Annotated in this window: 18 protein-coding genes; 9 read left to right on the forward strand and 9 right to left on the reverse strand. The window is 62.0% G+C overall.

The genetic code is table 11. The features are described from left to right. Positions 1–25: 25 nt before the first annotated feature. From Q5Q88_RS02225 to Q5Q88_RS02245, 5 genes are all read right to left on the reverse strand, one after another. Positions 26–2,266: an ABC transporter ATP-binding protein gene (locus Q5Q88_RS02225; RefSeq protein WP_294121780.1), complete on the reverse strand. Its 2,241-nt coding sequence runs from the start codon at positions 2,264–2,266 to the stop codon at positions 26–28. Beyond that, entirely contained in the window at positions 2,267–4,027 is a 1,761-nt protein-coding gene (locus Q5Q88_RS02230) for an ABC transporter ATP-binding protein (RefSeq protein WP_294121777.1), read from the reverse strand. 136 nt (positions 4,028–4,163) lie between these two features. Next, positions 4,164–4,607, reverse strand: a complete 444-nt coding sequence (locus Q5Q88_RS02235) for a MarR family winged helix-turn-helix transcriptional regulator (protein WP_302741558.1) — start codon at positions 4,605–4,607, stop codon at positions 4,164–4,166. A 235-nt stretch (positions 4,608–4,842) separates the two neighbouring features. Then, positions 4,843–5,937: a hypothetical protein gene (locus Q5Q88_RS02240; protein ID WP_302741559.1), complete on the reverse strand. Its 1,095-nt coding sequence runs from the start codon at positions 5,935–5,937 to the stop codon at positions 4,843–4,845. Positions 5,938–6,042: 105 nt separating this feature from the next. Further along, positions 6,043–7,293, reverse strand: coding sequence for an MFS transporter (locus Q5Q88_RS02245; RefSeq protein ID WP_302741560.1), 1,251 nt, complete (start codon positions 7,291–7,293; stop codon positions 6,043–6,045). 448 nt (positions 7,294–7,741) lie between these two features. On the opposite strand from Q5Q88_RS02245, the gene Q5Q88_RS02250 reads away from it, so the two are divergent. The 6 genes from Q5Q88_RS02250 (at position 7,742) to Q5Q88_RS02275 (ending at position 13,173) form a co-directional block, all read left to right on the forward strand. Continuing rightward, positions 7,742–8,773 carry an SPFH domain-containing protein gene (locus Q5Q88_RS02250; protein WP_302741561.1) on the forward strand — a complete coding sequence of 344 codons (1,032 nt, stop codon included), beginning with the start codon at positions 7,742–7,744 and terminating at the stop codon, positions 8,771–8,773. Between the two features lie 140 nt (positions 8,774–8,913). After that, entirely contained in the window at positions 8,914–9,105 is a 192-nt protein-coding gene (locus Q5Q88_RS02255; RefSeq protein ID WP_302741563.1) for an Arc family DNA binding domain-containing protein, read from the forward strand. 38 nt (positions 9,106–9,143) lie between these two features. After that, positions 9,144–9,476, forward strand: a complete 333-nt coding sequence (locus Q5Q88_RS02260) for an MGMT family protein (protein WP_302741565.1) — start codon at positions 9,144–9,146, stop codon at positions 9,474–9,476. A 205-nt stretch (positions 9,477–9,681) separates the two neighbouring features. Continuing rightward, the gene (locus tag Q5Q88_RS02265) at positions 9,682–10,401 is read left to right on the forward strand and encodes an ABC transporter ATP-binding protein (protein ID WP_302741567.1); all 720 of its coding nucleotides are present in this window, start codon (positions 9,682–9,684) and stop codon (positions 10,399–10,401) included. A gap of 6 nt (positions 10,402–10,407) precedes the next feature. Beyond that, the gene (locus Q5Q88_RS02270) at positions 10,408–12,093 is read left to right on the forward strand and encodes a hypothetical protein (RefSeq protein ID WP_302741569.1); all 1,686 of its coding nucleotides are present in this window, start codon (positions 10,408–10,410) and stop codon (positions 12,091–12,093) included. Between the two features lie 459 nt (positions 12,094–12,552). Next, complete coding sequence (locus Q5Q88_RS02275; RefSeq protein WP_302741571.1) at positions 12,553–13,173, forward strand: helix-turn-helix domain-containing protein; 621 nt, start codon at positions 12,553–12,555, stop codon at positions 13,171–13,173. A gap of 108 nt (positions 13,174–13,281) precedes the next feature. Here the strand turns inward: Q5Q88_RS02275 and Q5Q88_RS02280 are convergent, their stop codons facing one another. Together Q5Q88_RS02280 and Q5Q88_RS02285 are read right to left on the reverse strand one after the other, a co-directional pair. After that, positions 13,282–13,833: a helix-turn-helix domain-containing protein gene (locus Q5Q88_RS02280; protein ID WP_302741573.1), complete on the reverse strand. Its 552-nt coding sequence runs from the start codon at positions 13,831–13,833 to the stop codon at positions 13,282–13,284. Continuing rightward, positions 13,820–14,626 carry a hypothetical protein gene (locus Q5Q88_RS02285; RefSeq protein WP_302741575.1) on the reverse strand — a complete coding sequence of 269 codons (807 nt, stop codon included), beginning with the start codon at positions 14,624–14,626 and terminating at the stop codon, positions 13,820–13,822. The genes Q5Q88_RS02280 and Q5Q88_RS02285 overlap by 14 nt, the downstream gene beginning before the upstream one ends. Before the next feature lie 343 nt (positions 14,627–14,969). Here Q5Q88_RS02285 and Q5Q88_RS02290 point away from each other — a divergent pair, with 343 nt between their 5' ends. Further along, positions 14,970–15,590: a helix-turn-helix transcriptional regulator gene (locus tag Q5Q88_RS02290; protein ID WP_302741577.1), complete on the forward strand. Its 621-nt coding sequence runs from the start codon at positions 14,970–14,972 to the stop codon at positions 15,588–15,590. A 200-nt stretch (positions 15,591–15,790) separates the two neighbouring features. Here Q5Q88_RS02290 and Q5Q88_RS02295 read toward each other — a convergent pair whose 3' ends face one another. Then, entirely contained in the window at positions 15,791–16,864 is a 1,074-nt protein-coding gene (locus Q5Q88_RS02295) for a helix-turn-helix transcriptional regulator (protein ID WP_302741579.1), read from the reverse strand. A 916-nt stretch (positions 16,865–17,780) separates the two neighbouring features. On the opposite strand from Q5Q88_RS02295, the gene Q5Q88_RS02300 reads away from it, so the two are divergent. After that, the gene (locus tag Q5Q88_RS02300; protein WP_302741581.1) at positions 17,781–18,143 is read left to right on the forward strand and encodes a helix-turn-helix domain-containing protein; all 363 of its coding nucleotides are present in this window, start codon (positions 17,781–17,783) and stop codon (positions 18,141–18,143) included. A 356-nt stretch (positions 18,144–18,499) separates the two neighbouring features. Beyond that, a complete protein-coding gene (locus Q5Q88_RS02305; protein ID WP_302741583.1) occupies positions 18,500–18,958 on the forward strand; it encodes a zinc ribbon domain-containing protein in 459 nt (152 codons plus the stop codon). Positions 18,959–18,993: 35 nt separating this feature from the next. Here the strand turns inward: Q5Q88_RS02305 and Q5Q88_RS02310 are convergent, their stop codons facing one another. Further along, a complete protein-coding gene (locus Q5Q88_RS02310; protein WP_302741585.1) occupies positions 18,994–20,304 on the reverse strand; it encodes an MFS transporter in 1,311 nt (436 codons plus the stop codon). Positions 20,305–20,401: the final 97 nt, after the last annotated feature.

Below are 20,401 nucleotides of genomic sequence, written 5' to 3' on the forward strand. Positions count from 1 at the left end.
AAGGCGGCGCCATTTGCTTGAAATGTTATTCAGCGAACTGGGAGTTGTAGAGGTCGGCATAGAAGCCGCCGGCGGCCAGCAGCTCGTCGTGCGTGCCGCTCTCGATGATGTCACCCTCCTTCATCACCAGGATGAGGTCGGCGTTCTTGATGGTCGAGAGGCGGTGCGCGATGACGAAGCTCGTACGGCCGCGCATCAGCTCATCCATCGCCTGCTGGATCTTGAGCTCGGTGCGCGTGTCCACGTTGGAGGTCGCCTCGTCCAAGATGAGCATCGGCTTGTCGGCGATCATCGCGCGCGCGATCGTCATCTGCTGCTTCTGCCCCTGGGAGAGGTTGACCTGGTCGTTCAGCACCGTGTCGTAGCCATGTGGCAGCGAGCGGATGAAGTGGTCGAGCCCGACGGCGCGGCAGGCGCGCTGCACCTCCTCGTCGGTCACCCCCTCGTCGCAGTAGACGAGGTTCTCGCGCACCGTCCCCTCGAACAGCCAGGTGTCCTGCAGCACCATGCAGAACAGCGCATGCACGTCCTCGCGGCGCATCTCGCTGGTCGGTACACCGTCGATGCGGATCTGGCCGCCGTCGATCTCGAAGAAGCGCATGAGGAGGTTGACCATGGTGGTCTTGCCCGCGCCCGTGGGACCTACAATGGCGACCTTCTGGCCGGGCAGCGCGTGCGCGGAGAAGTCCTTGATGACCGGCTTGTCGGAACCGGCGTAGGTGAAGCGCACATGGTCGAACTCGACCTCGCCGCGTACGCCCTGCGCACGGCGCGCCGGCTTGGCGGACTCGTCGGCCATCTCGCGCGCCTCGAGGAACTCGAAGACGCGCGTGCCCGCGGCGCCTGCGGACTGCAGCGCCTGCACGCCCTGGGCGATCTGCGAGAGCGGCTGGGTGAAATAACGCACGTACAGCATAAAGGCGACGATTACGCCGAAGCCGATCTGGCCGTCGAGCGCCAGGGCACCGCCCACCACGCACACCGCCACATAGCCGAAGTTGCCGATGAACATCATGATGGGCATCATGAGACCCGACAGGCACTGGGCGCGGAATCCCGCGCTCACGAGCTCGCCGTTCATGCGGTCGAACTCGGCGCGCACGCGGTCCTCGGCGTTGTAGGCCGCGATGACGGAATGGCCGGTGTAGGACTCCTCGATATGGCCGGACAGGGCCCCCAGAGCGGACTGCTGGCGCACGAAGTACTTCTGGCTGCGGCCCATGATGCCCATCATAAGCGCGAAGCCGAGCAGGCTCGCACCCACGGCCGCCAGCGTCATCCAACCGTTGGTGGTGATCATCATGAACAGGCTGCCAAAGAACAGCACCACGGCTGAGAGCAGCGTGCCCACACTCTGGTTGAGCGACTGGCCGAGCGTATCGACATCGTTGGTGATGCGCGAGAGGATGTCGCCGGTGGGCACCGTGTTGAAGTACGACATGGGCAGGCGGTTGATCTTGGCCGAGATGTCGGCGCGCATGCTACGGCCGATGCGCTGCGTGACGGTGGTCATGATCCAGCCCTGGACCACGGAGAGCACGTAGCTCGCCACGTAGAAGGCGACGAGGGTGAGCGCGATGCGGGCGATCAGATCCATGTCGATGCGCGGCTCGACCAGGCTCTTGACGGAGGCGGGAAGCTCATCGAGGGCCGCCATGGCCGCCTCGGTGTCACTCATGTCGAGGTTGGAGAAGATGTCGAGCAACTTCTGCTGGTCGGCACCGGTGATGATGACACCGTCCACCTCGACGTCGGTGAGCAGCGCGTCTCGCGTCTCAGCGGGCATGCTCGCGAGGTCGTCCAGGGAGGGCGCGGCGGATGTGGCGCCCTCCGCGGTGTCTGAGCCGGTGGCGGCGGCACCCATCCCCGCCGCCGACATCGCGTCGACATCGCCCACACCCACAGGCGCACCGGCGGCGGCCATCGCGGCAGCCTGCTGTTGCGCCATCGCCTCGGCGTTTGCCTCGATATTGCGCGTGACGGCCTCGACAACCTGCTCGAGCTTGTCGCTATTTGGCGCGATGCCGTCTTGCACGGCATCCGTGATATCGGAGAGCATGTTGGGGCCCAGCAGCGTGAGCACCGTGCCCACCATCGCGCAGATAAGCGCCACCGCAACGGCGGGGAGGAAGCGCCGGCAATATTTGAACAGCCTGCCCCAGGTCCCCCGATCGATACGCTGTCCCGCGGCTCCACGTGCGCCGTGCCCCACGGACCCGTGGCCCATGGGGCCGCGCGGCGCAGACGAAGTATGCATGCCCGCCATCTACATCAACTCCTCTTCACTCAGCTGGGACAGGGCGATCTGCCGATAGGTCTCGCAATCGTGCATGAGCTCCTCGTGGGTCCCTTGCCCCACCACGCGGCCTTCGTCCAGAACCACAATGCGATCGGCATCGCGGATGGTGCCGATGCGCTGCGCCACGATGATGCGCGTGGTATTCGCAAACTCACGCTCGAGGGCATCGCGCAAGACGCGGTCGGTCTTGTAATCGAGTGCCGAGAAGCTGTCGTCGAAGATCAGGATCTCGGGCTTGCGGGCAACCGCACGGGCGATGGACAGGCGCTGCCGCTGTCCGCCGGACAGATTCGCGCCGCCCTGAGCCACCCGTGCGTGATAGGCACCCTCCATCTTCTCCACAAACTCGGATGCCTGAGCGGTCTCGATGGCGTCCGCCACGTCCTCCTCGCCCACCGGGCCGCGACCGTTGTCGCCGTATGCCACGTTGGTACTCACCGTGCCGCCGAACAGCGTCGCCTTCTGCGACACATATCCAATCTTGTTACGCAGGGCCCGCACGGAATAATCGCGCACGTCCACGCCGTCCACGAGGACCTTGCCCCACGTGGCGTCATAGAACCGCGGGATAAGATTGATCACGGTGGACTTGCCCGAACCGGTGGAGCCTATGAACGCAACCGTCTCGCCACGATGCGCAGTAAAGGAGACATGGCGCAGCATACTGCCCTCGGCATCTGGATAGCGGAAGGTCACATCGCGGAACTCGATCTCGCCCACGCGACCAGGCTCGCCCTCTTCGCGTGTGCCGTCCTTGATGGTCGCATCGGTTTCGAGTACCTCGTTGATGCGGTCCGCGGCCACCTGCGCACGCGGCAGAATCATGAAGATCATCACGAGCATCATGAACGCCATGACCACCTGGATGGCGTACTGGGAAAACACCATCATGTCGGAGAACAGGGAGATCTTATCCGCCATGGCGGAGGAATTGATGAGCACGGCGCCGATCCAGTAAATGGCGAGCGACAAGCCGCTCATCGTGGCCTGGATCGTGGGCATGAGGAACACCATCGTGCGGTAGCCCACGAGCTGGTTGTTGGTGAGCGTGTCGTTCACCGTATCGAAGCGGTTCTGCTGGTAGCCCTCGGCGTTGTACGCGCGCACGACCGAGAGGCCGGAGAGGTTCTCGCGCGAGACGCGGTTGAGGTCGTCGGTGAGGCGCTGCATGCGGCGGAACCGCGGTGTCGCGATGACGAGGCAGACCGCCACCACGGCGAGGAGCACCACGATGGAGACGGCCGTGGCAGCCGTCCACTCCCAGCGCTTGCCGGCGATCTTGGTGATCGCCCACACCGCCGTGATGGGGGCCTTGATGAGCATCTGCAGGCCCAGGACGATGAGCGTCTGGATCTGCATCACATCGTTCGTGGAGCGCGTGATGAGACTCGGCGTGGAGAATCGTCCGATCTCCTCCATGGAGAACGACTGCACCTTGCCGAACAGCTTGGCGCGCATGGTCCCGCCGAACCCGGTTGCGATACGCGCTGCGCACACGGCCGTGGCGACCGAGGCGAGCAGGCTGCCGAGCGAGCAGGAAAGCATCTTGCCGCCTGCCGTGAGGATCTGGGGCATGGTCGAGCCCTCGACCTGCACGAGGCGGGTGATCTCGGCCATGTACTCCGGGGACTTGAGGTCCAGCCACACCTGGGCGACGATGAACGCCAGCGCCAGGACGGCAAGCCCCCGTTCCTGCTTCGTTAGATTTCGAAATAGCTTGAGCAACATCTTCTCCTTATCTAACCCTATGAGATATATACGCGTGCCGAACCGGCTCCGCCATGCGCGCAGGTCGGTTCAAGACGACAGGACGTACGACGAACGCAAGGACGCATCGGAAACCCGAACGTGCAGCGCGGGCATCCTACAGCTGCATCGTGGGCGGGCGCAGGCGCGACCGAATCTCGCATGCCGTGAGGAAGAACGCTCGCAGACGCTCCTCACCCAGCTCGTTGATCAACATGGCCACCTGGGCGCGCATCTCCCCGTAAAACGCGTGCACGCAAGCCGCGCCCTTATCGGTGAGCACAACCTCGGTGACGCGGGCATCCGCCTCGCTACGTCTGCGCGCGATGAGCCCCTTGGACTCCAGGCGCTTGAGCAGCGCGGCGACACGCGCCGTCGTCACGCCGAGCCGCTCCGCTATGTCTCCCGCCGTTACCACGGTTTCGGCCTTACGCGCCTCCGCCAGCATACGGAGCGTTCCGCCAATGCCCGCGTTCGCCTCGTCCATACAGCGAAACGCATCGGACGAATGGACACGCTCGGCCAGACGAATGATCTCATCAACCTGCGTCTCTGTTGCCATATCGCTCCTTTCGGAATCGAAGGTGCCCGTTGTTGGGATGCGAGCGTTACCGCATGAGCCATTATTACCTCATAGGGTTAGATGTTTCTTGGGATGATGGATGCCATCGCACCTCCATCGTGTCACCATATGCCTGGCGCCATCCGGCCTCCGGCTGACCGCTGCGGCGACGTTGCTTGCAATTGAGCTGTAGGGGGTCTTTTGAGCGAGCGCGATCGGCGCCACCTCGAGCAGCCTAGCCGATCGCTTCTAGTACGTCCTCGCCACGCTGCATCATGTTCTTCTCCCTGGGTCTGCTCCTGAACCAATCGCGCAAGCCCTCAAGCGTGCTGGCCGCAGCGTACACCTTGATCTTCCGACCGTCCTTCGTGGTCACGATGCAACGGTCGCCGCTCTCGCTCCCCTCGGGCGCGGACACCTTCTTGAGGTAGTCGCGTCGGAACGCCACGATGCGCGCGTTGCCGATCGAGACGAACCAATCATCATCCTCAAGCTCCGTCCCCGTGGCACCTCGAGCCGCCATCTCGTCGGAGAAAGAGAAACCGAGCTCGCGCTCCTGCCTGCCGATCTCGTAAATTCCGCGGAGGGGCATGCTCAACATGAGCAGGGGCAGGAGAACGCCGATGAATAGGAAGAGAAACGGAACAAGCAGAAGCAGACGAGCGCCATCTTCGGTGAAGAGGGCCATGAAGACGATTACGAGCGAGAAGACGAGCGCCATGCTGTTGAACACAATCGTCAGCGGCTTGATGGCAGCCCAGCACAGGCCCGCTTTGGTCATAGGGCCCTTAATGGCGTCGACGACCTCGATCCCCTCCTCTTCCAGTCGGGCGAGGAGGTTGAGCGAGCACACACCCTCGAGGCTCACCGAGCAGAACTTGCGCTCGCCCTCATACAGGTCGATCCTCATCATCTGCGTGTGAAGCGTTGCGCGGGTGATGTTGCCGAACGTCGACTCCTTGCGGATGCCGAAGGCGCTGCGCGAGAGGATTCGATCGCCGTCCACGTCGATGCGCGGGATGCTCAACAGCGCCCAGATGGCCATGCCAGCAAGCGCCATGGCGTGGCCGAACCACACGAGTTCGTGGTCCCACTCCCCCAGCGAGACGCCCTGCCAGACATAGACGCCCAGCATGAGCAGCTCGAACGCGACGGCGCAGCACGCGAGGATCACGCGGATGGCAGCGGGCATGCGCACCGTGAAGCGATCGAGGCTGTCCGTCGCCTCGCTGCGCTCGCGCGCGCCGCGGCGGGCGACCCAAGCGGTGAGCGGGCCGACGATGAAAATGACCATCGCCACACGTAGGAATGATTCGAACAGGTCGCTCACCGCAAGCACCGCCTTTGAATAAGGTCAGATAATAGAGAGCACTTTACCAGAGCAGCAACAAGCACCCGACACCGAATGTTGCTCTTCGGTGAACGGCAGCGGCCGCTACCCGATCTTCCTGATGCTCGGGATCGCCCAGGTGATGCCCGCGAGAATCACCATCGCCGCGCCGATGAGCACGAAGCACACGCTCACGCCGATGGCGTCGGCGAACAAGGTCGATGCGATAAGGCCCACGGGCATGGCCCAGCTGCAGACCGCCCCGTAGAGACCGAAGACGCGACCCATGCACTCGGGTTCGACGCGCTCCTGCATGAGCGCCATCTGCGGCGCGGTGTACAACGGACTCGAGACGCCCATCACGAACGTGAGTCCCAGAAACACGGCGAGCGCCGAAGGGGGCACGAGGCCGCTCGCAAGCGTGACCGCGCCGAAAAGGGCGATGGCGAGCGTACATGAGAGCGCACGGTTCTTGAGGCCACCCGTCGCTCCGATCCAGCCGCTCGCCGCGATCATGCCGACCGAGAACGCGATCTCGGCGATGGCCGACTGCGTGGTGGTGCCCCCGAAGTGGTCAAACACCATGAGCGGGAACAGCGCGGATATGGGCGAGAACAACACCGAGAAGGCGAAGCCGATCCAGAGCATGGCGAACAGGCCGCGATGGCATTTGAGCTCACGGTAGCCGTCTGCCGTCTCCGACAGGAAGGCCCGCACCGCGTGGCGCGAAGCCTCGGCGTTCTCCTCGGGCGTGTGGCGCTCGGGCGCCGGGGTCTTAATGCCGGAGACCGCAACCGCGATGCTCGCGAGCACCGCACCGGCGACGTCGAGCGCGATCATGAAGGTCAGGCCGAACGCCGGGTAGACCACCGCGGCGATGGCGTTGCCGATGATGTAGCTGCCCGACTGCATGAACTGCAGCATGCCCGCCAGCTTGCTGAGCGCCTCGGCCGGGGCGATGAGCGGCGTGAGTGCGTTGAATGCGGGCGTATGGAGCGTGCTGCCCAGCGCGCGGACGAACAACACCCCCGCCACGGCGGCGACGGAGAGGCCGCCCCCAAGCGAGCCGAAGACAAGCGTGAGGCTCACGGCCGCGATGAAGAGGTCGGCGCCAATCATGAGGCGCTTGATGGACGTGCGGTCCACGATGGTGCCCGCGAAGGCACCGAGAAGCGCCATGGGCAGGAAGGCCGCCAGACTCACGAACGACAGGGCGCTCGCGGAGCCGGTGGTGAGGGTGACGTGCCAGATGAGGCCCATCTGCAAGATGGAGCTCGTGAGCACGGAGAAGAACTCGCCGATCCAGACGATGGCGAGCGAGCGCTTCCAAGAAGCGCGGGGATTCGGTTGTGTCATGGAATAATCCTTTGATGCGATCGGTGATACACGAGTGAGATACCGGTCGCTCACGCGACCGTGGCTAGAGCCAAATCCTCATGGAAGCAAGCATGATGCGGCTCCCCTTTCCTACTATCCAGGTAAACCTTCAGTCGTGAGTGGGGGTTATTGTAGGGGCTTGTGAGTCGATTTGCAACGGGGAAGCATCTACGGAGCGTAGATGCCGGGCGCCCCGCACCACTTATGCCATGTGAGACGGCATCCAACAGCTGAAGCGCTTCCGATCGCGACCGGCGAAAAGAACGCAGCTGCGTTTCGATTCTTCTTGACTTGGTCTCAATGTGATATCACAATGCAATCAGCAGCCGCACGGACTGCTCGGGGATTCGCCCTCTCCCCATCGCAATCTGAGGAGCGGCGCCGGGGCCGTCACGCAAACGCCGGCGCAGTCGTGAAAGGAACTCACATGAGCGTGGAAAAGCAACTCAAGGCCACGTCGGGCTACGGTATGCTCGCCGTCGTCATCGTGGCGCTCATCGCCATCGTCGGCCTCTTCATCTGGAGCGTCGCGGGGCTAGCCGGCACACCCGACGGCGTCGACGCTCCGGCCGCCTACGGCTGGGGCCTAGGGTTCAGCATCGTCGCCTTTTGTTTTTGGTTCTTGCCGCTGAACGGCTTCTTCTCGCTGCAGCCCGGCCAAGCTCGCGTGTGCATTCTCTTTGGCAAGTACGTGGGCACCGTGCGCGACGAGGGCTTTTTCTGGGCGAACCCGTTCTTTAGCAAGAGCATGGGCGTGAGCGGCGCCTCCGAGGACGCCATGGCCGCAGCCGCCGCAAAGGCAAGTCTTTCCCTGAGCGAGAGCGTCAAGGCGGCGGGCAACGCCGCCAAGGGCCTGTCCACCACCATCTCCACCCGCGTGCGCACCCTGAACGGCGAGCGCCTGAAGGTCAACGACAAGATGGGCAACCCCATCGAGATCGCGACCGTCGTGGTGTGGCACGTGGCCGACACTGCCAAGGCCCTGTTCGACGTGGACGACTACCAGAGCTACGTGGCCATGCAGGCCGAGACGGCGCTGCGCCACGTGGCGAGCGTGTACGCCTACGACCACCTGGAGGACGAGTCCGACGCCTCCGGCGCCATCACCCTTCGCGCCAACGTCGAGGAGGTCTCCGAGGCCCTTCGTCGCGAGCTCGCGATGCGCCTCGCGCCCGCCGGCGTCGAGGTCGACGACGCCCGCCTCACGCACCTCGCTTACTCCCCCGAGATCGCCCAGGCGATGCTGCGCCGCCAGCAGGCCGAGGCCGTCATCGCCGCGCGCAAGAAGATCGTCGAGGGCGCCGTCTCCATGGTCGACATGGCCGTTAAGGAGATGGCCGCCGGCGGCACCATCGAGCTGGATGACGAGCGCCGCGCGCAAATGGCCAGCAACCTCATGGTGGTTCTCTGCGGTGAATCCGAGGCGCACCCGGTTCTGAACGCAGGTTCTCTGTACTAACATCTACTCGCGTGTACGCCTTTTCCAGGTGCTGCAGATTGGGGCGAAAGAGGAGGGCGCGCGCCTGGCGTGCGGCGCCCGATGATTGAACCCCAAGATGCGGTGCCTGGGAAAGGCGTTGGGATAGAGACGATAGGAACATGGCACGCAAGCAATACCCCCTCCGCATAGACCCCGCCGTATGGGAGGCGATTCAGCGCTGGGCGGACGACGAGATGCGCAGCGCCAACGGCCAGGTGGAGTGGATCTTGCGCGACGCCCTCAAACGCGCGGGAAGGCTGCCGAAAAAGGAAGACGTGCAAAGGGCCAATGAGCACGCGCGCACCCCGTGATGGGAAGGCGCACCGAGAAGGATACCGAAGGAGGGCACATGACCGAATCCGGACAAGACGGCTTCTTCGACCGCGTGTACGAGATGGTGGCGCAGGTCCCCGCCGGCATGGTGGCGACCTATGGTCAGATCGCGAAGCTCGTGGGCGAGCCGCGCAAGGCGCGATACGTGGGTTTTGCCCTGCACGTCAACCCCCGGCCGGGCATCATCCCCTGCCATCGCATCGTGTTCGCGGATGGGCGCCTGTGCGAGGGCTTTGCCTTTGGCGGGCCCGAGGCGCAACATGAAATGCTCGCGGGCGAGGGCGTGTCCTTTTTGCCGGACGGGCGCGTCGACCTCGCGCGTCATCGCTGGCCCGCGGGCACGGAATAGCCTCTGCGCAGCATCCACGAAACCTCCGCACCGCGCCCGCAAAGAGTCTTTGCAGCACATCACGCGAACATGGCGCGAAATGCAGCGCAGAAAGGCCGGAAAAGGACGGACGCCCCTTCTGCTCTTCTTGACATTCCGCTGGCTTGTACCATAATCCTCGATTGTTAGATATTCTTCTAATTGTTCCTCTAGCAAAGGAGACATAATGGACATCCTGTCGGTCCGCGGTTTCCAAAAGCGCTATGGCGACAAGATCGCCGTGCGCGACCTCTCGCTCACCGTGGAGGCGGGCGACATCTACGGGTTCATCGGCCATAACGGAGCCGGCAAAACCACGCTCATCCGCTCGATTGTGGGCGCGCAGGCCTTCGACGGAGGTGCCATCGAGGTCTGCGGGCACGACATCGCGCGTGAGCCCATCGCAGCCAAGCGCGTGCTCGCCTATGTGCCCGACAACCCCGACATCTACGAGTTCATGACCGGCATGCAGTATCTCACCTACCTGGCGGACATCTACGAGGTGCCTGCGCAGAATCGCATGGAGCGCATCGAGGGGCTGGCACGTCGGCTCGATATCGTCGACGCGCTCGGCGACCCCATCTCCTCCTACTCGCACGGCATGAGGCAAAAGCTCGTCATCATCGGGGCGCTCGTCCACGACCCGCGCCTGCTCGTGCTCGATGAGCCCTTTGTGGGCCTCGACCCCGTCGCCTCACACGAACTCAAGCTGATCTTGCGCGAGCGCGCGGACGCGGGCGCCGCGGTGTTCTTCTCCTCGCACGTGCTCGAGGTGGTTGAGAAGCTCTGCAACAAGCTGACGATCATCCGTGCGGGCGAGGTGCTCGCACAGGGCGCCACCGAACAGGTGCGCGGTGACGACACGCTCGAAGACGTGTTCCTCGATCTAGTGGAACGGGAGGCGTAACGACCCATGCGCGCTTTTCTCCTGCTCACGCGCGTCCAGGTGCTCGGGCTCGTCAACTCACTCGCACCGGTGCGCAGCGGGCTTTCGCGAAGCCAGCGACGCGGGCGCATCGCCCTCATCGCATGCGGGTTCGCCCTGCTCGCGATCATCATGATGGGGTACCTGGCCATCATGGCGTTTGGCCTTGCAGTTCTGGGGCTCGCGCGGGTGCTTCCCGCCCTCGCCGTCGCCCTGGGCTCGCTTGCGGGCGTGGTGTTCACGTTCCTCAAGGCAAACGGGACGCTCTTTGGATTCAAAGACTACGACCTCGTCATGTCCCTCCCCGTCTCGCGCCGCGCGCTGGTTGCGTCGCGCATGGCGGCGCTAATGGGAAGCTCAATTACCTTGGCGTTCTGCGCCATGCTTCCCCTCTATGCCGTGTACTTCATCTCAGTGCCGCCAAGGGCGCTCTCCGTTTTCGCTGCCGTCGCGTCGATGGTGCTAGCACCGCTGGCTCCCACCGCCCTCGCCACCCTCGCGGCATACGCCGTGACATGGGTCGCCGCGCGCTTTCGCCACGCCAACCTCGCGTTCGTCGCCCTCGGCTTCATCGCGCTGCTGGCGTTTTTCGGGGGATCGGCCTCGTTTTCCGCAAGCGTGAACAGCCAAAATAGCGCCGAGGTCCTACAGGGGCTCGGCCAGACGGGCACCATGCTCGAAGGAACCGTCTGCGCGCTCTACCCGCCCGCGGCTTGGGCGGGCTCGGCGATTACCGAGGGCTCGCTTGCCGGGCTCATCGAATTCACCGCGTTCTCGCTGGGCGTCGCCGGCACATGCCTCGAGGTCATGCAGCAGCGTTACCTCGCGCTCAACGCCTCACTCGCCGCGCGCAAACTCAAGACGCGCTCCGGGCGGACGGCCACAGGCGAGCAGGCGCCCATGGGCGGCGCGGCACGCACGCGCACGCCGTTTTGGACGATCGTCCACAAGGAGCTGCGCACGCTCATCGGCATCCCCACCTATGCGTTCAACTGCCTGTTCGGCTATGTCTTTACCATCGGCATCGCCGTGTTCCTGGGTGTGACCGGGCTGCAGGACTTCGTCGCCTCGGGGTCGATCAACGGGATCGAGGTGAATGCCGAGCAGGCCGCCGAGATGATCGGCAACATCCGCCTGATCCTGCCGTGGGCGTTCTCGTTTTGCGGCATCATGTGCACGAGCTCCGTCGTGTCCATCTCGATCGAGGGACGCGCGGCATGGCTCATGGCGACGGCCCCCGTGAGCACGCGCACCATGCTGGGGGCAAAGCTCGCGAGCAGCGCGATTCCCTTTGGCGCCTCACTCGCAGTCGCCGTGGCAATCTTGTTCGCGAGCGGCGAAGCAACTCCCCTGATGGCCCTCGAATGCCTGCTGGTGGGGCTGGGTGCTTTCGCGCTCTGGGTATGCCTGGGCATGTCGGTCGATGTGCGGCGCCCCAATTTGAGTTGGATGAACCCGCAGGATGTGGTCAAGCGCGGAGCACCGATGAACACGTGCATCCTAGGCGGGCTCGTCTACACGTTCTTGGCGGGCGCCCTCGTGTTCGCCGCATCGCTCTCGCTTGGGCTGGTCATCGGCCACGTGGCGAACGTCGCGCTCGGCATCGCCTCGCTTTGTCTGGGAGCACTCATCTTCCACCACACCGTGACGTCAACGCCCGCACTGCGCGCGTAGGCGCAGATCCGGTGCAAAACTTTCGGATGTGTACACTTCGTTCTCATAGCGCGGAGTGGCGGCCGCCTCCGCCCGGCAAAACCGCAGGATTTCGTCGGGCGAAATGTCCACCTACTCGACCAGTCGGACCCGAAGCGTGCACATCCGGAAAAATGACCCCGCCCCGCCCCTAGCCCACCCCGATTGAGGGGGGCCGTCCCCAAATCGAGGTCTGCTGTCCATAGAGCCACCGCGCCCCTGGGATGTCGTGCCAGGAACCCATTTCAAGCGCGCTTGCAAGGTGCGTGCCCGCGATGGATGGGCAAAGGTTCCACCAGCTCAGCGCCGTGTATAAAGCCTTTTGGCAGCGCGACTTAACCCCTCGGGGACTCGCTATAAAGACCTTTGATGGTACGATTTGCCCGTCAATGCCATGGTGACCCTCGACAAGGGTCACCCCGACCCGCAAGGAGCAAACGCATGGAGCTGGGCTCTCACATCAAGGAGCATCGCACGGAGCTCGGACTGTCCCAAGACGACCTGGCGGAGCGCATCTACGTGTCGCGCCAGACCATCAGCAACTGGGAGTGCGGCCGCACGTATCCTGACGTCCAGAGCCTACTCTTGCTTTCCAACGTGTTCGGGGTGACCGTGGACTCCCTCATCAAAGGAGATGTGGAAACCATGGCACAGGTGATGAACGCAGCGGTCAAGAAGTACAACGCCCTCTCCACGGTCACGGTCGTGAGCGCGGTCGTGTTCCTGGGGCTGAGCGCGTGGGCGGCGTTCCAGTTCGAATGGGGTTGGGGCGCTCACATCGCGCCCACCGCGGCGTTCGCCGCCGTGGCGCTCGTCGTGATGCTCATGGCGTTCGTGTATATGGAGCGCATGAAGAAGCAGCACGACCTCGTCACGTACCGCGAGGTGCTGGCGTTCAGCCGCGGCGAGCAGGTCGAGCGCGACACGCTCGAGGGACACCGCGAGCGCGAGATGAGCCCCTGGGTTAAGGGCGCGCGTAACGGCGTGCAGATCATCCTCGGCGCGATCGCCGGCGGCATGGTGGGCGTCGGCATCGGCATGCTTGCCAAGATGTTGAGCTAAAGGCGATCTTCACGCATATCACGAGCGGCGAGGAAGCTAGACGTCCTCGCCGCTTTTGCATGACCGGGGCCTCGATTTGAGAACAGGCGCCCGGGTAAGCCTGCGCGTTCATTCGAACTTGATAATCAGATTCTTTCCCAGCGCATCGGCAATTCTCTCAAGCGTCTTGAGCGTGGGGTTGGCACCGCCGCGCTCAAGTACGCTCACCGCCGTCTGGGTCATTCCGCTTTGCCCGGCAAGATCGACCTGCGTCTTCCCTGCCGCAAGGCGCTCCTTTTCGACTAAACGCCCAAGGCACCGAGCACTTTTGGCGGATGCCCCAATCTCACGCATGTAAAACCCGTCCTGCGAGCTTCTCCCTGCACTGCTTGCGAGCAGGGCGGCGGAATCATATTCCATCAACCCGTGAGACCTGAGCACCTCACCGATATTCTGACGGCCGGGAGGGGCAATCCGCTCATCGACCCAAGCCTGAACCCATTTGCTCGGTATGTCCCGTTCCCCTCGGGCGACAAACGCCGCGAAGATCGCCGGCACGTCCCCCGGCTCCGCCCAATCCTCAACACGAGCGCCATACGCGCCGGTCGCTTCGTCATACGAAATAATCGCACTGGGGCGCAACTCCCGCCCCTCACCGTCAATCAACTCAAAGCGCCGCATAGTAAGACCATCTCTCTCGAACGATCTCCCACATTTTTTCGAGTAGGTAATCCGGGGCGGCATGTTCCAACCCGGCGAACAGCGCGGCACGATCTTCCAACTTAAGCTCATGCGTAAGCTCTACCGGGGCGATATCGCGCAGATTGTCCTCCAAGAAACGCGAACCGATGTAGTTCGTCGTGGCAACGCGACGGAGTGGATCGAACGCCTCGATAGCATCCCGCTGCCCCGCGAAGGGGGCGACGAATGACAGGCCGTTGTCGAAAATGGGCGCAAGCCTGGCCGACCCGTCGGGAGACAAAATGACCTCGATGTTCGAGCCGTGCCGGTCGCGGTTGGCAATAAGGTAGTCGACGAGCATCATCTGCTTGATTTGCCCTTCCCAACCGTGTGCGCGACACACTTCATAAGGCGATGCGCCCTGCTCGCCGTAGAGGCTCACATATGCGGAGAGGGACAGCTTGCGCTCTCTTGACTTGCGGAAATTCTTGGAGCTGTTGAGCCAGACCTCCCGCTCTCGACCATCAACCACAACGCGCGCGTGGATGAGGCGATATTCCAAGTGATCGATTTCCAAGAGCCGCATCAGACGTGCCGCGACGAGTTCGTTTATGCACTCGTGTCCATCAAACTCGATTCCGTTGTACCGAGGCAGCTTGTAGTAGATGGCACGCGCGCCCTGCCCCGTACGTGCCTTGAGGTACGTCCCCGCCGTTCCCGACGAATTGACGCGCTCGCCCCACTCAAGCGCCGTGAGGTCTTGCTCCTTTTGGACGATGTCATATGAACGCACCGTGCCTCCCCTCCTCACTATACTGCAGGTATATATCTTATATTATATAATCATACACCATGAAGAATATTCAGGTCACGTACACGAAGTCTCTCAGTGGAATTACTAAGTCAGATTCCACCGAGTGCATACGCGCACAACATGGATCGCTCGATCCAAAGGTGCCCCTTCCCTCGTGCGGTCAGTCCTCGCTTCACCTCAAGCAGCGTTAATTTCCGCAGGTAGCGATAGCGCAAAACAGATTTTGCAGCGCCTAGCGGACCTCGCCGCGTAAGATGTACAACAGATTCGATAGCGCATGCGGTATATCCGCGGGACGCTCCTTCACGACCGGGAGGTGACGATGGACATCAGTAACCAGATCAAGACGCGACGCGAGGCGATGGGCCTTTCGCAAGAGCAGCTCGCCGAGAAGCTCTACGTATCGCGTCAGACGATCTCCAACTGGGAGCGGGACAAGACGTATCCGGACGTCCAGAGCCTGCTCATGCTGAGCATCCTGTTCGACACCTCCATAGACACGCTCGTGAAAGGAGACGTGACCGTTATGGAAGAGGCTGTCGAGAGGGACCGCAAGCGCATGGGAACGCGGATGCTGCGGCTGGCCGTGCTGATGCTCGCGCTGTTGGCATTGTCGTTCACGTTAATGCTGTCGCCCGCGCTTGACTGGATGGAGAGCACATGGGGATCCGATGCGGCATACACCATCTCAGCGCTACCGGCGGTCATCGGCCTCGTGGTTGCAGTGACCATTGATAACATTAAGCGCAAAAATGATTTGGTGACGTACAAAGAGATTCTTGCATTTGTGAACGGCGAGGCGGACATCGAGCGTGATCCGCACGCGCTCCCCCGCCGAGGTTGGGCGGCGAAGCACCGGCTGGCGTACGACTTGCTGACGTTCTTAGCCGCGGCGCTCATCGGCGGCGTGCTCGGATACATCGCCTGGGGGTTCCTGCACTAAGTTGTCGGTTGTCCGGCAAGGCGTTCTTCGATTGCCTATGGATATCTGTCAGTTGCCAAGCTCGACCGGGAGATTCTCATAAACAATCCCCGGGCGCCATAGGCAATCTTCGGGGCGGCATATCAGGGCGCTCGGTTTGGAGACTGTCCCAAGCCGAGCGCCCTAAAACTGAGGTTAGAAAGCGGAACGCTTCTCGATCCTTATCGCTCGCCGTCGAAGGCCTTGAACACAATCGACACGATTCCACACAGAATGCCGCCGACCACCCAGGGGAGCCAGAAGTAGCTGGCGGGTGAGTCCGCCGCCGCGTGACCGCTGCCAATGGCGCCCCAGGTGGTCCCGGCGATCGAAGGACCCATGAACAGCCAAATGAGGGCGACAAGAGTTGAGACGAGCATGATGACACCGCACGCAACCTCGACCTTCTTATGCGTGCGCTTAGCGGAGCGCAGCTCGGCCCGCACCGCCTCGGGCACGTCGATGCGGGCGATGTCCTCGACCTCAAGCTCCTCTACCGCGTCTCGGTTGTACTCGTCGATATCCATGCGGCCGTACATCATGCCCGCGTAGACAATCAGCCACACGCCAAGCGCTACCAGCGCGAGCAGCGCGGCGCCCGCGGGAGCTTCCGCACCAGACTCATGCTCGATGAAGTTACCCAAAAGAATGCCCATCATGATGAACATAAGACCGGCGACCAGACCGCGCACCAGCACCTGGCGCGCCCGGAGCCGGTCCTCGTCCGTATAGAAATCCTCGATAAAGGGATGCGCCTTCACAAAGGCGGAGTGCTCCATGCCGGCGGAAACCAAAATGCCGACGCCCACGAGCACGCCGGCGAACAGGGCACCGAGGCCCAAAAACTCTCCCCAGCTAGCCGCCATGCCGCTATTGAACAGGCCGCGCAGGGCCGTCCCTTCCTCAAACAGCACAAGCCCCACCACGCCCAGCACAAAGGCGGCGACACCCGCGGGAACGCGCCTCGCGAAGCGACGCATGTGCTCGTCGTAGCCGCAAACATCGGTCGCGGGACCGGCTGGCACCGCCTTGGCATCCGGCACCGGGGCGCTGTCAGTGAGATCGCCTTGGACGAGGTCATCGAGCGAGCACTCAAAGATCTGGCAGATCTTGATGAGCTTGTCCATCTCTGGATAGGACTTCTCCGCCTCCCACTTGGTGACGGACTGGCGTGACACGCCAAGAAGCATGGCAAGCTGCTCTTGCGTCATGTTGCGCATGGCGCGCAGATGCTGGAGGTTGTCGCGAAAACTCATGGTGGGTCCTCTCGTTGGCCCGGGACGCGTCTTGCTGCCCGCTTTGGAGCGGGCGCGGCGTCCCAAGCATTTGGCGTATTCCTGCCGGCGACTTACACACCACGGTAGCCACGCGTCGAGAACCACCAACTTGAGGCTTCATTTTACGCAACTTACAGGCACCCTGCGGTTGCAATCCGCAGGTAGATTGCCTGCACGGACGATAAGCGGGAATTTGCACCCTTTATTACGGATAATCCTCGCAGTGGAAGCGCGGTGCGAAAACCATGCCGTTCGTCACTGAGAAAATTATATCCTTTTGATAATACTATAGAACATACGTTCGTATATTGGGTTATAATAGAGTAAGCGACATGGGCGGTGCCCTCCGAGTCCTTGCAGGGGGTTAGGAGGGTTCCCATGGCGAAAATCACCATGCTGCTTATTGCGGCATCAGTGCTCGTTCTGTCAATCGTGCTGCTCTTCCTTATCGCTCGCTAGCGATATAGGGGTGAAACTCGCCATATAAGGGAACAGCCGCCCTGTGCCGGAGCGGCTGTTCGTGCGGGTTTCACCCCACTGCTTCTACTCCAGGAGGGCGTACGCCTCCCAAGTCGCTACTAGTATACCCGCTTTTTCGGCGCCCCTGCACGCCTCTCGCGGGTTTCTAGGCGGCACTGGGCCTCGCGAGCCTGGTGCCGTTTTTCAGCGATACCGTCAAGGCGGGTCAATCAATTTAGATAACGAAGAACCTAGCCCTGGTTTCGAGAACTGAGCACAAGGGCAATCGACCATCTTCATATCGGGTTTCAGCAGCTTGTATCCCATGTGAACTCAAACAGTCCTCACCAACGTTACAACCCGTTGCTTGCGGCAACGAGCCATCTGCGTGCAGCATTGCGGTAACGTAGGAGCCAGGCGAGAGAAAGGATCCGCCATGCTGAACGAGAACATCCATGCCCTCAGGAAATCGAAGGGCCTCTCGCAAGAGGAGCTCGCTCTTAAACTGAACGTGGTGAGGCAGACGGTTTCCAAATGGGAGCGCGGACTCTCGGTGCCCGATGCTGAGATGCTCGTCGCCATCGGAGAGGTGCTCGACACCCCGGTGAGCACGCTACTGGGCGAGACCGTACCCGCATCCGAGCCCGAGGGCCTGCAAGCGCTCTCCGAAAAGCTCGAATGGCACCAATCATACTGGCTGGCTCGATCGCGGGTGCATTTGCGTCCCGTAAATAAAGTCTCTCATCGCTTTCGCGATCGATTTACCGTGGGCACCGTCCCGCAATGGGCCGCACATTGAACAATGACCACACGAAAAAGAGGTTTTTCGTATTGATTTTCCGTTCCGCAAAGTAGAGGAGGGTAATGCGGCGAAAAAGGTGCTGGATTGAACAGGCAATTACGACCTTATACTTCACGGTTTCCAAAATTAGTACGAAAAAGCTAAAGATCATGAATCCGATTAATGAAATCACGCATTTAAAGAGCTTTAAGGTGGGCTTCGACACGGAAAACCGGATGCGATGCGAATCAGCGTAGAACCGACCACGCCCGCAACAAAGCGTTGCTCGACCATCAAGGTGCATCGCGGGATAATCGCAGGCAAGCGGCGGGATCAAATCCCGCCGCCCACACCCCGATCAAAGGAGACCCGCCATGATCCTGCTTAAAGACGCCCTGGCCCAAGCCCGACGCGAACGCGGCCTCACCCAAGAAGAACTTGCCGCGCGCCTCTACATCACGCGCCAGGCGGTCAGCCGTTGGGAGACCGGAGCGACCGAGCCCGGCATCGACATGATCAAGCTCATCGCTCGCGAGCTCGAGGTGCCCGTGATGCGACTGCTCGACATGCCGGAGCACTACTGCCAAAGCTGCGGCATGATGTTCACCGGGCCCGACCAACATGGGCGCGAAGCAGACAGCACCGAGGTCGAAGACTTCTGCCGTTGGTGCTACGACCAGGGCGCGTATACCTACGAGACCACCATGGAAGAGATGATCGAGGACTGCGCGCCACGCATGGCCCAGAACATGGACTGGTCAGTGGACGAATGTGCGTCGCTTTTAGGGGCGATCTTGCCCAATCTGCGCAGGTGGAATGCAACGGTTAAGTAAGGCAAGTGCTAACGCAAGCATCACCCTGAAATCTTTTAGGACGAGATTCTCCTTGCAATAGGAATCGACACCGCAAGGCCCACCGCTGCAGACGCAAGCACGGAGCAAAACACCCAAGTGGTGCCGGCAGGGGATGCAGCGGGGGCAAGCATTCCGCATACAGCAGTGGATACGGTTCCGCCAAATCCCCTAAAGAACATCGCCGTGGATGTTGCCTTGCCAGCGTCGCGGGCATCTGCCCCCGTCTGCGCCGATAGATTGGAAACCGGCATTCCCACGCCGACGCCCAATCCAAGCGCCGCCGCGAGCAATGTAACCAGAGGTGCGGTCAGGCTTTGCGCCCTAACAATGAACGCTGCAGCCGCAGTTAAGATCACGAACGAAAATGTCACCGCAAGCGCACGAAGCCTGCCATTCTTCCTGAACAGGGCACCCGACACATTACTTCCGAGCATGAGGGCGAGCGTCATGGGAATGAGCGCCGCACCCGATGAAGCGGCGGCGATACCCATCGATTCTTGCAAAAGCCTCGGCAGATACGTCACGCCCGCCATGAGCGCAAACTGCACACAAAAGCCCGAGATGAATCCTGCGACAACCCTAGGGCGGCCGAACAGTCCCATGGGAATCACGGGAGCACTCGCAGCAGCCTCAATCCTGTACAGGACAAACGTGAGGATAACAAATACCACTATAAGAGCAGCTGCCTGGGGCGACGCCAAGGGGAACGCGTCACCCGCCAAACTGAACACAGCAACAAGGCTCAATACGCTCAACGATGCTAGCACGCTTCCTGCCGCATCGAATTGCGCCGAGCGGGGCCCATCGCCCCTACCTGGCAGACTGCTTGACGATAGCGCAAACGCAACAATCGCAATCGGAATGTTCACAACGAATATGACATGCCAGGACAGCCCTTGGGCAACGGCCCCTCCAATCACGGGTCCTATTACGCTCGCCACACCGTACATGGCAGACGCCACTCCAAGATAGGGACCCCTATCGCGCGGCGGAAGCATCATGGCAGCGGCTATGAAGACGCCGGCTTCTAGCAAGCCGCCGCCAATTCCCTGAAGCAAGCGAAGCGCAGCTAGCACCTCGATGGTAGGTGCCACGGCACACAGCGCAGACGCTATGGCAAAGAGAGTCAGGCCGAACGTATACGTTCGCTTCAAACCGAAATGAAACGCAAGGCCGCCGCACAGGAGCGTGGACACAGTGCTTGAAGCAAGATATGCAGTCATAGGCCAGGCATAATGCGCCACCCCACCTAAGGCAGCCGAAATCGTTGGAAGTGCCGTTGCCACCACGGTGGAATCAAGCGCAGCTGTGAACAAAGCGAGCATGAGTCCCGCCATCATCAACCCGCCAACAGATTGATGGACCTCACCGACACAGGGTTCTTTCATTGTTGTATTCCTCCTTCTCCTCGTCCTCATGGAC

This window comes from uncultured Collinsella sp. (genome assembly GCF_959026545.1).
GTDB lineage: Bacteria > Actinomycetota > Coriobacteriia > Coriobacteriales > Coriobacteriaceae > Collinsella.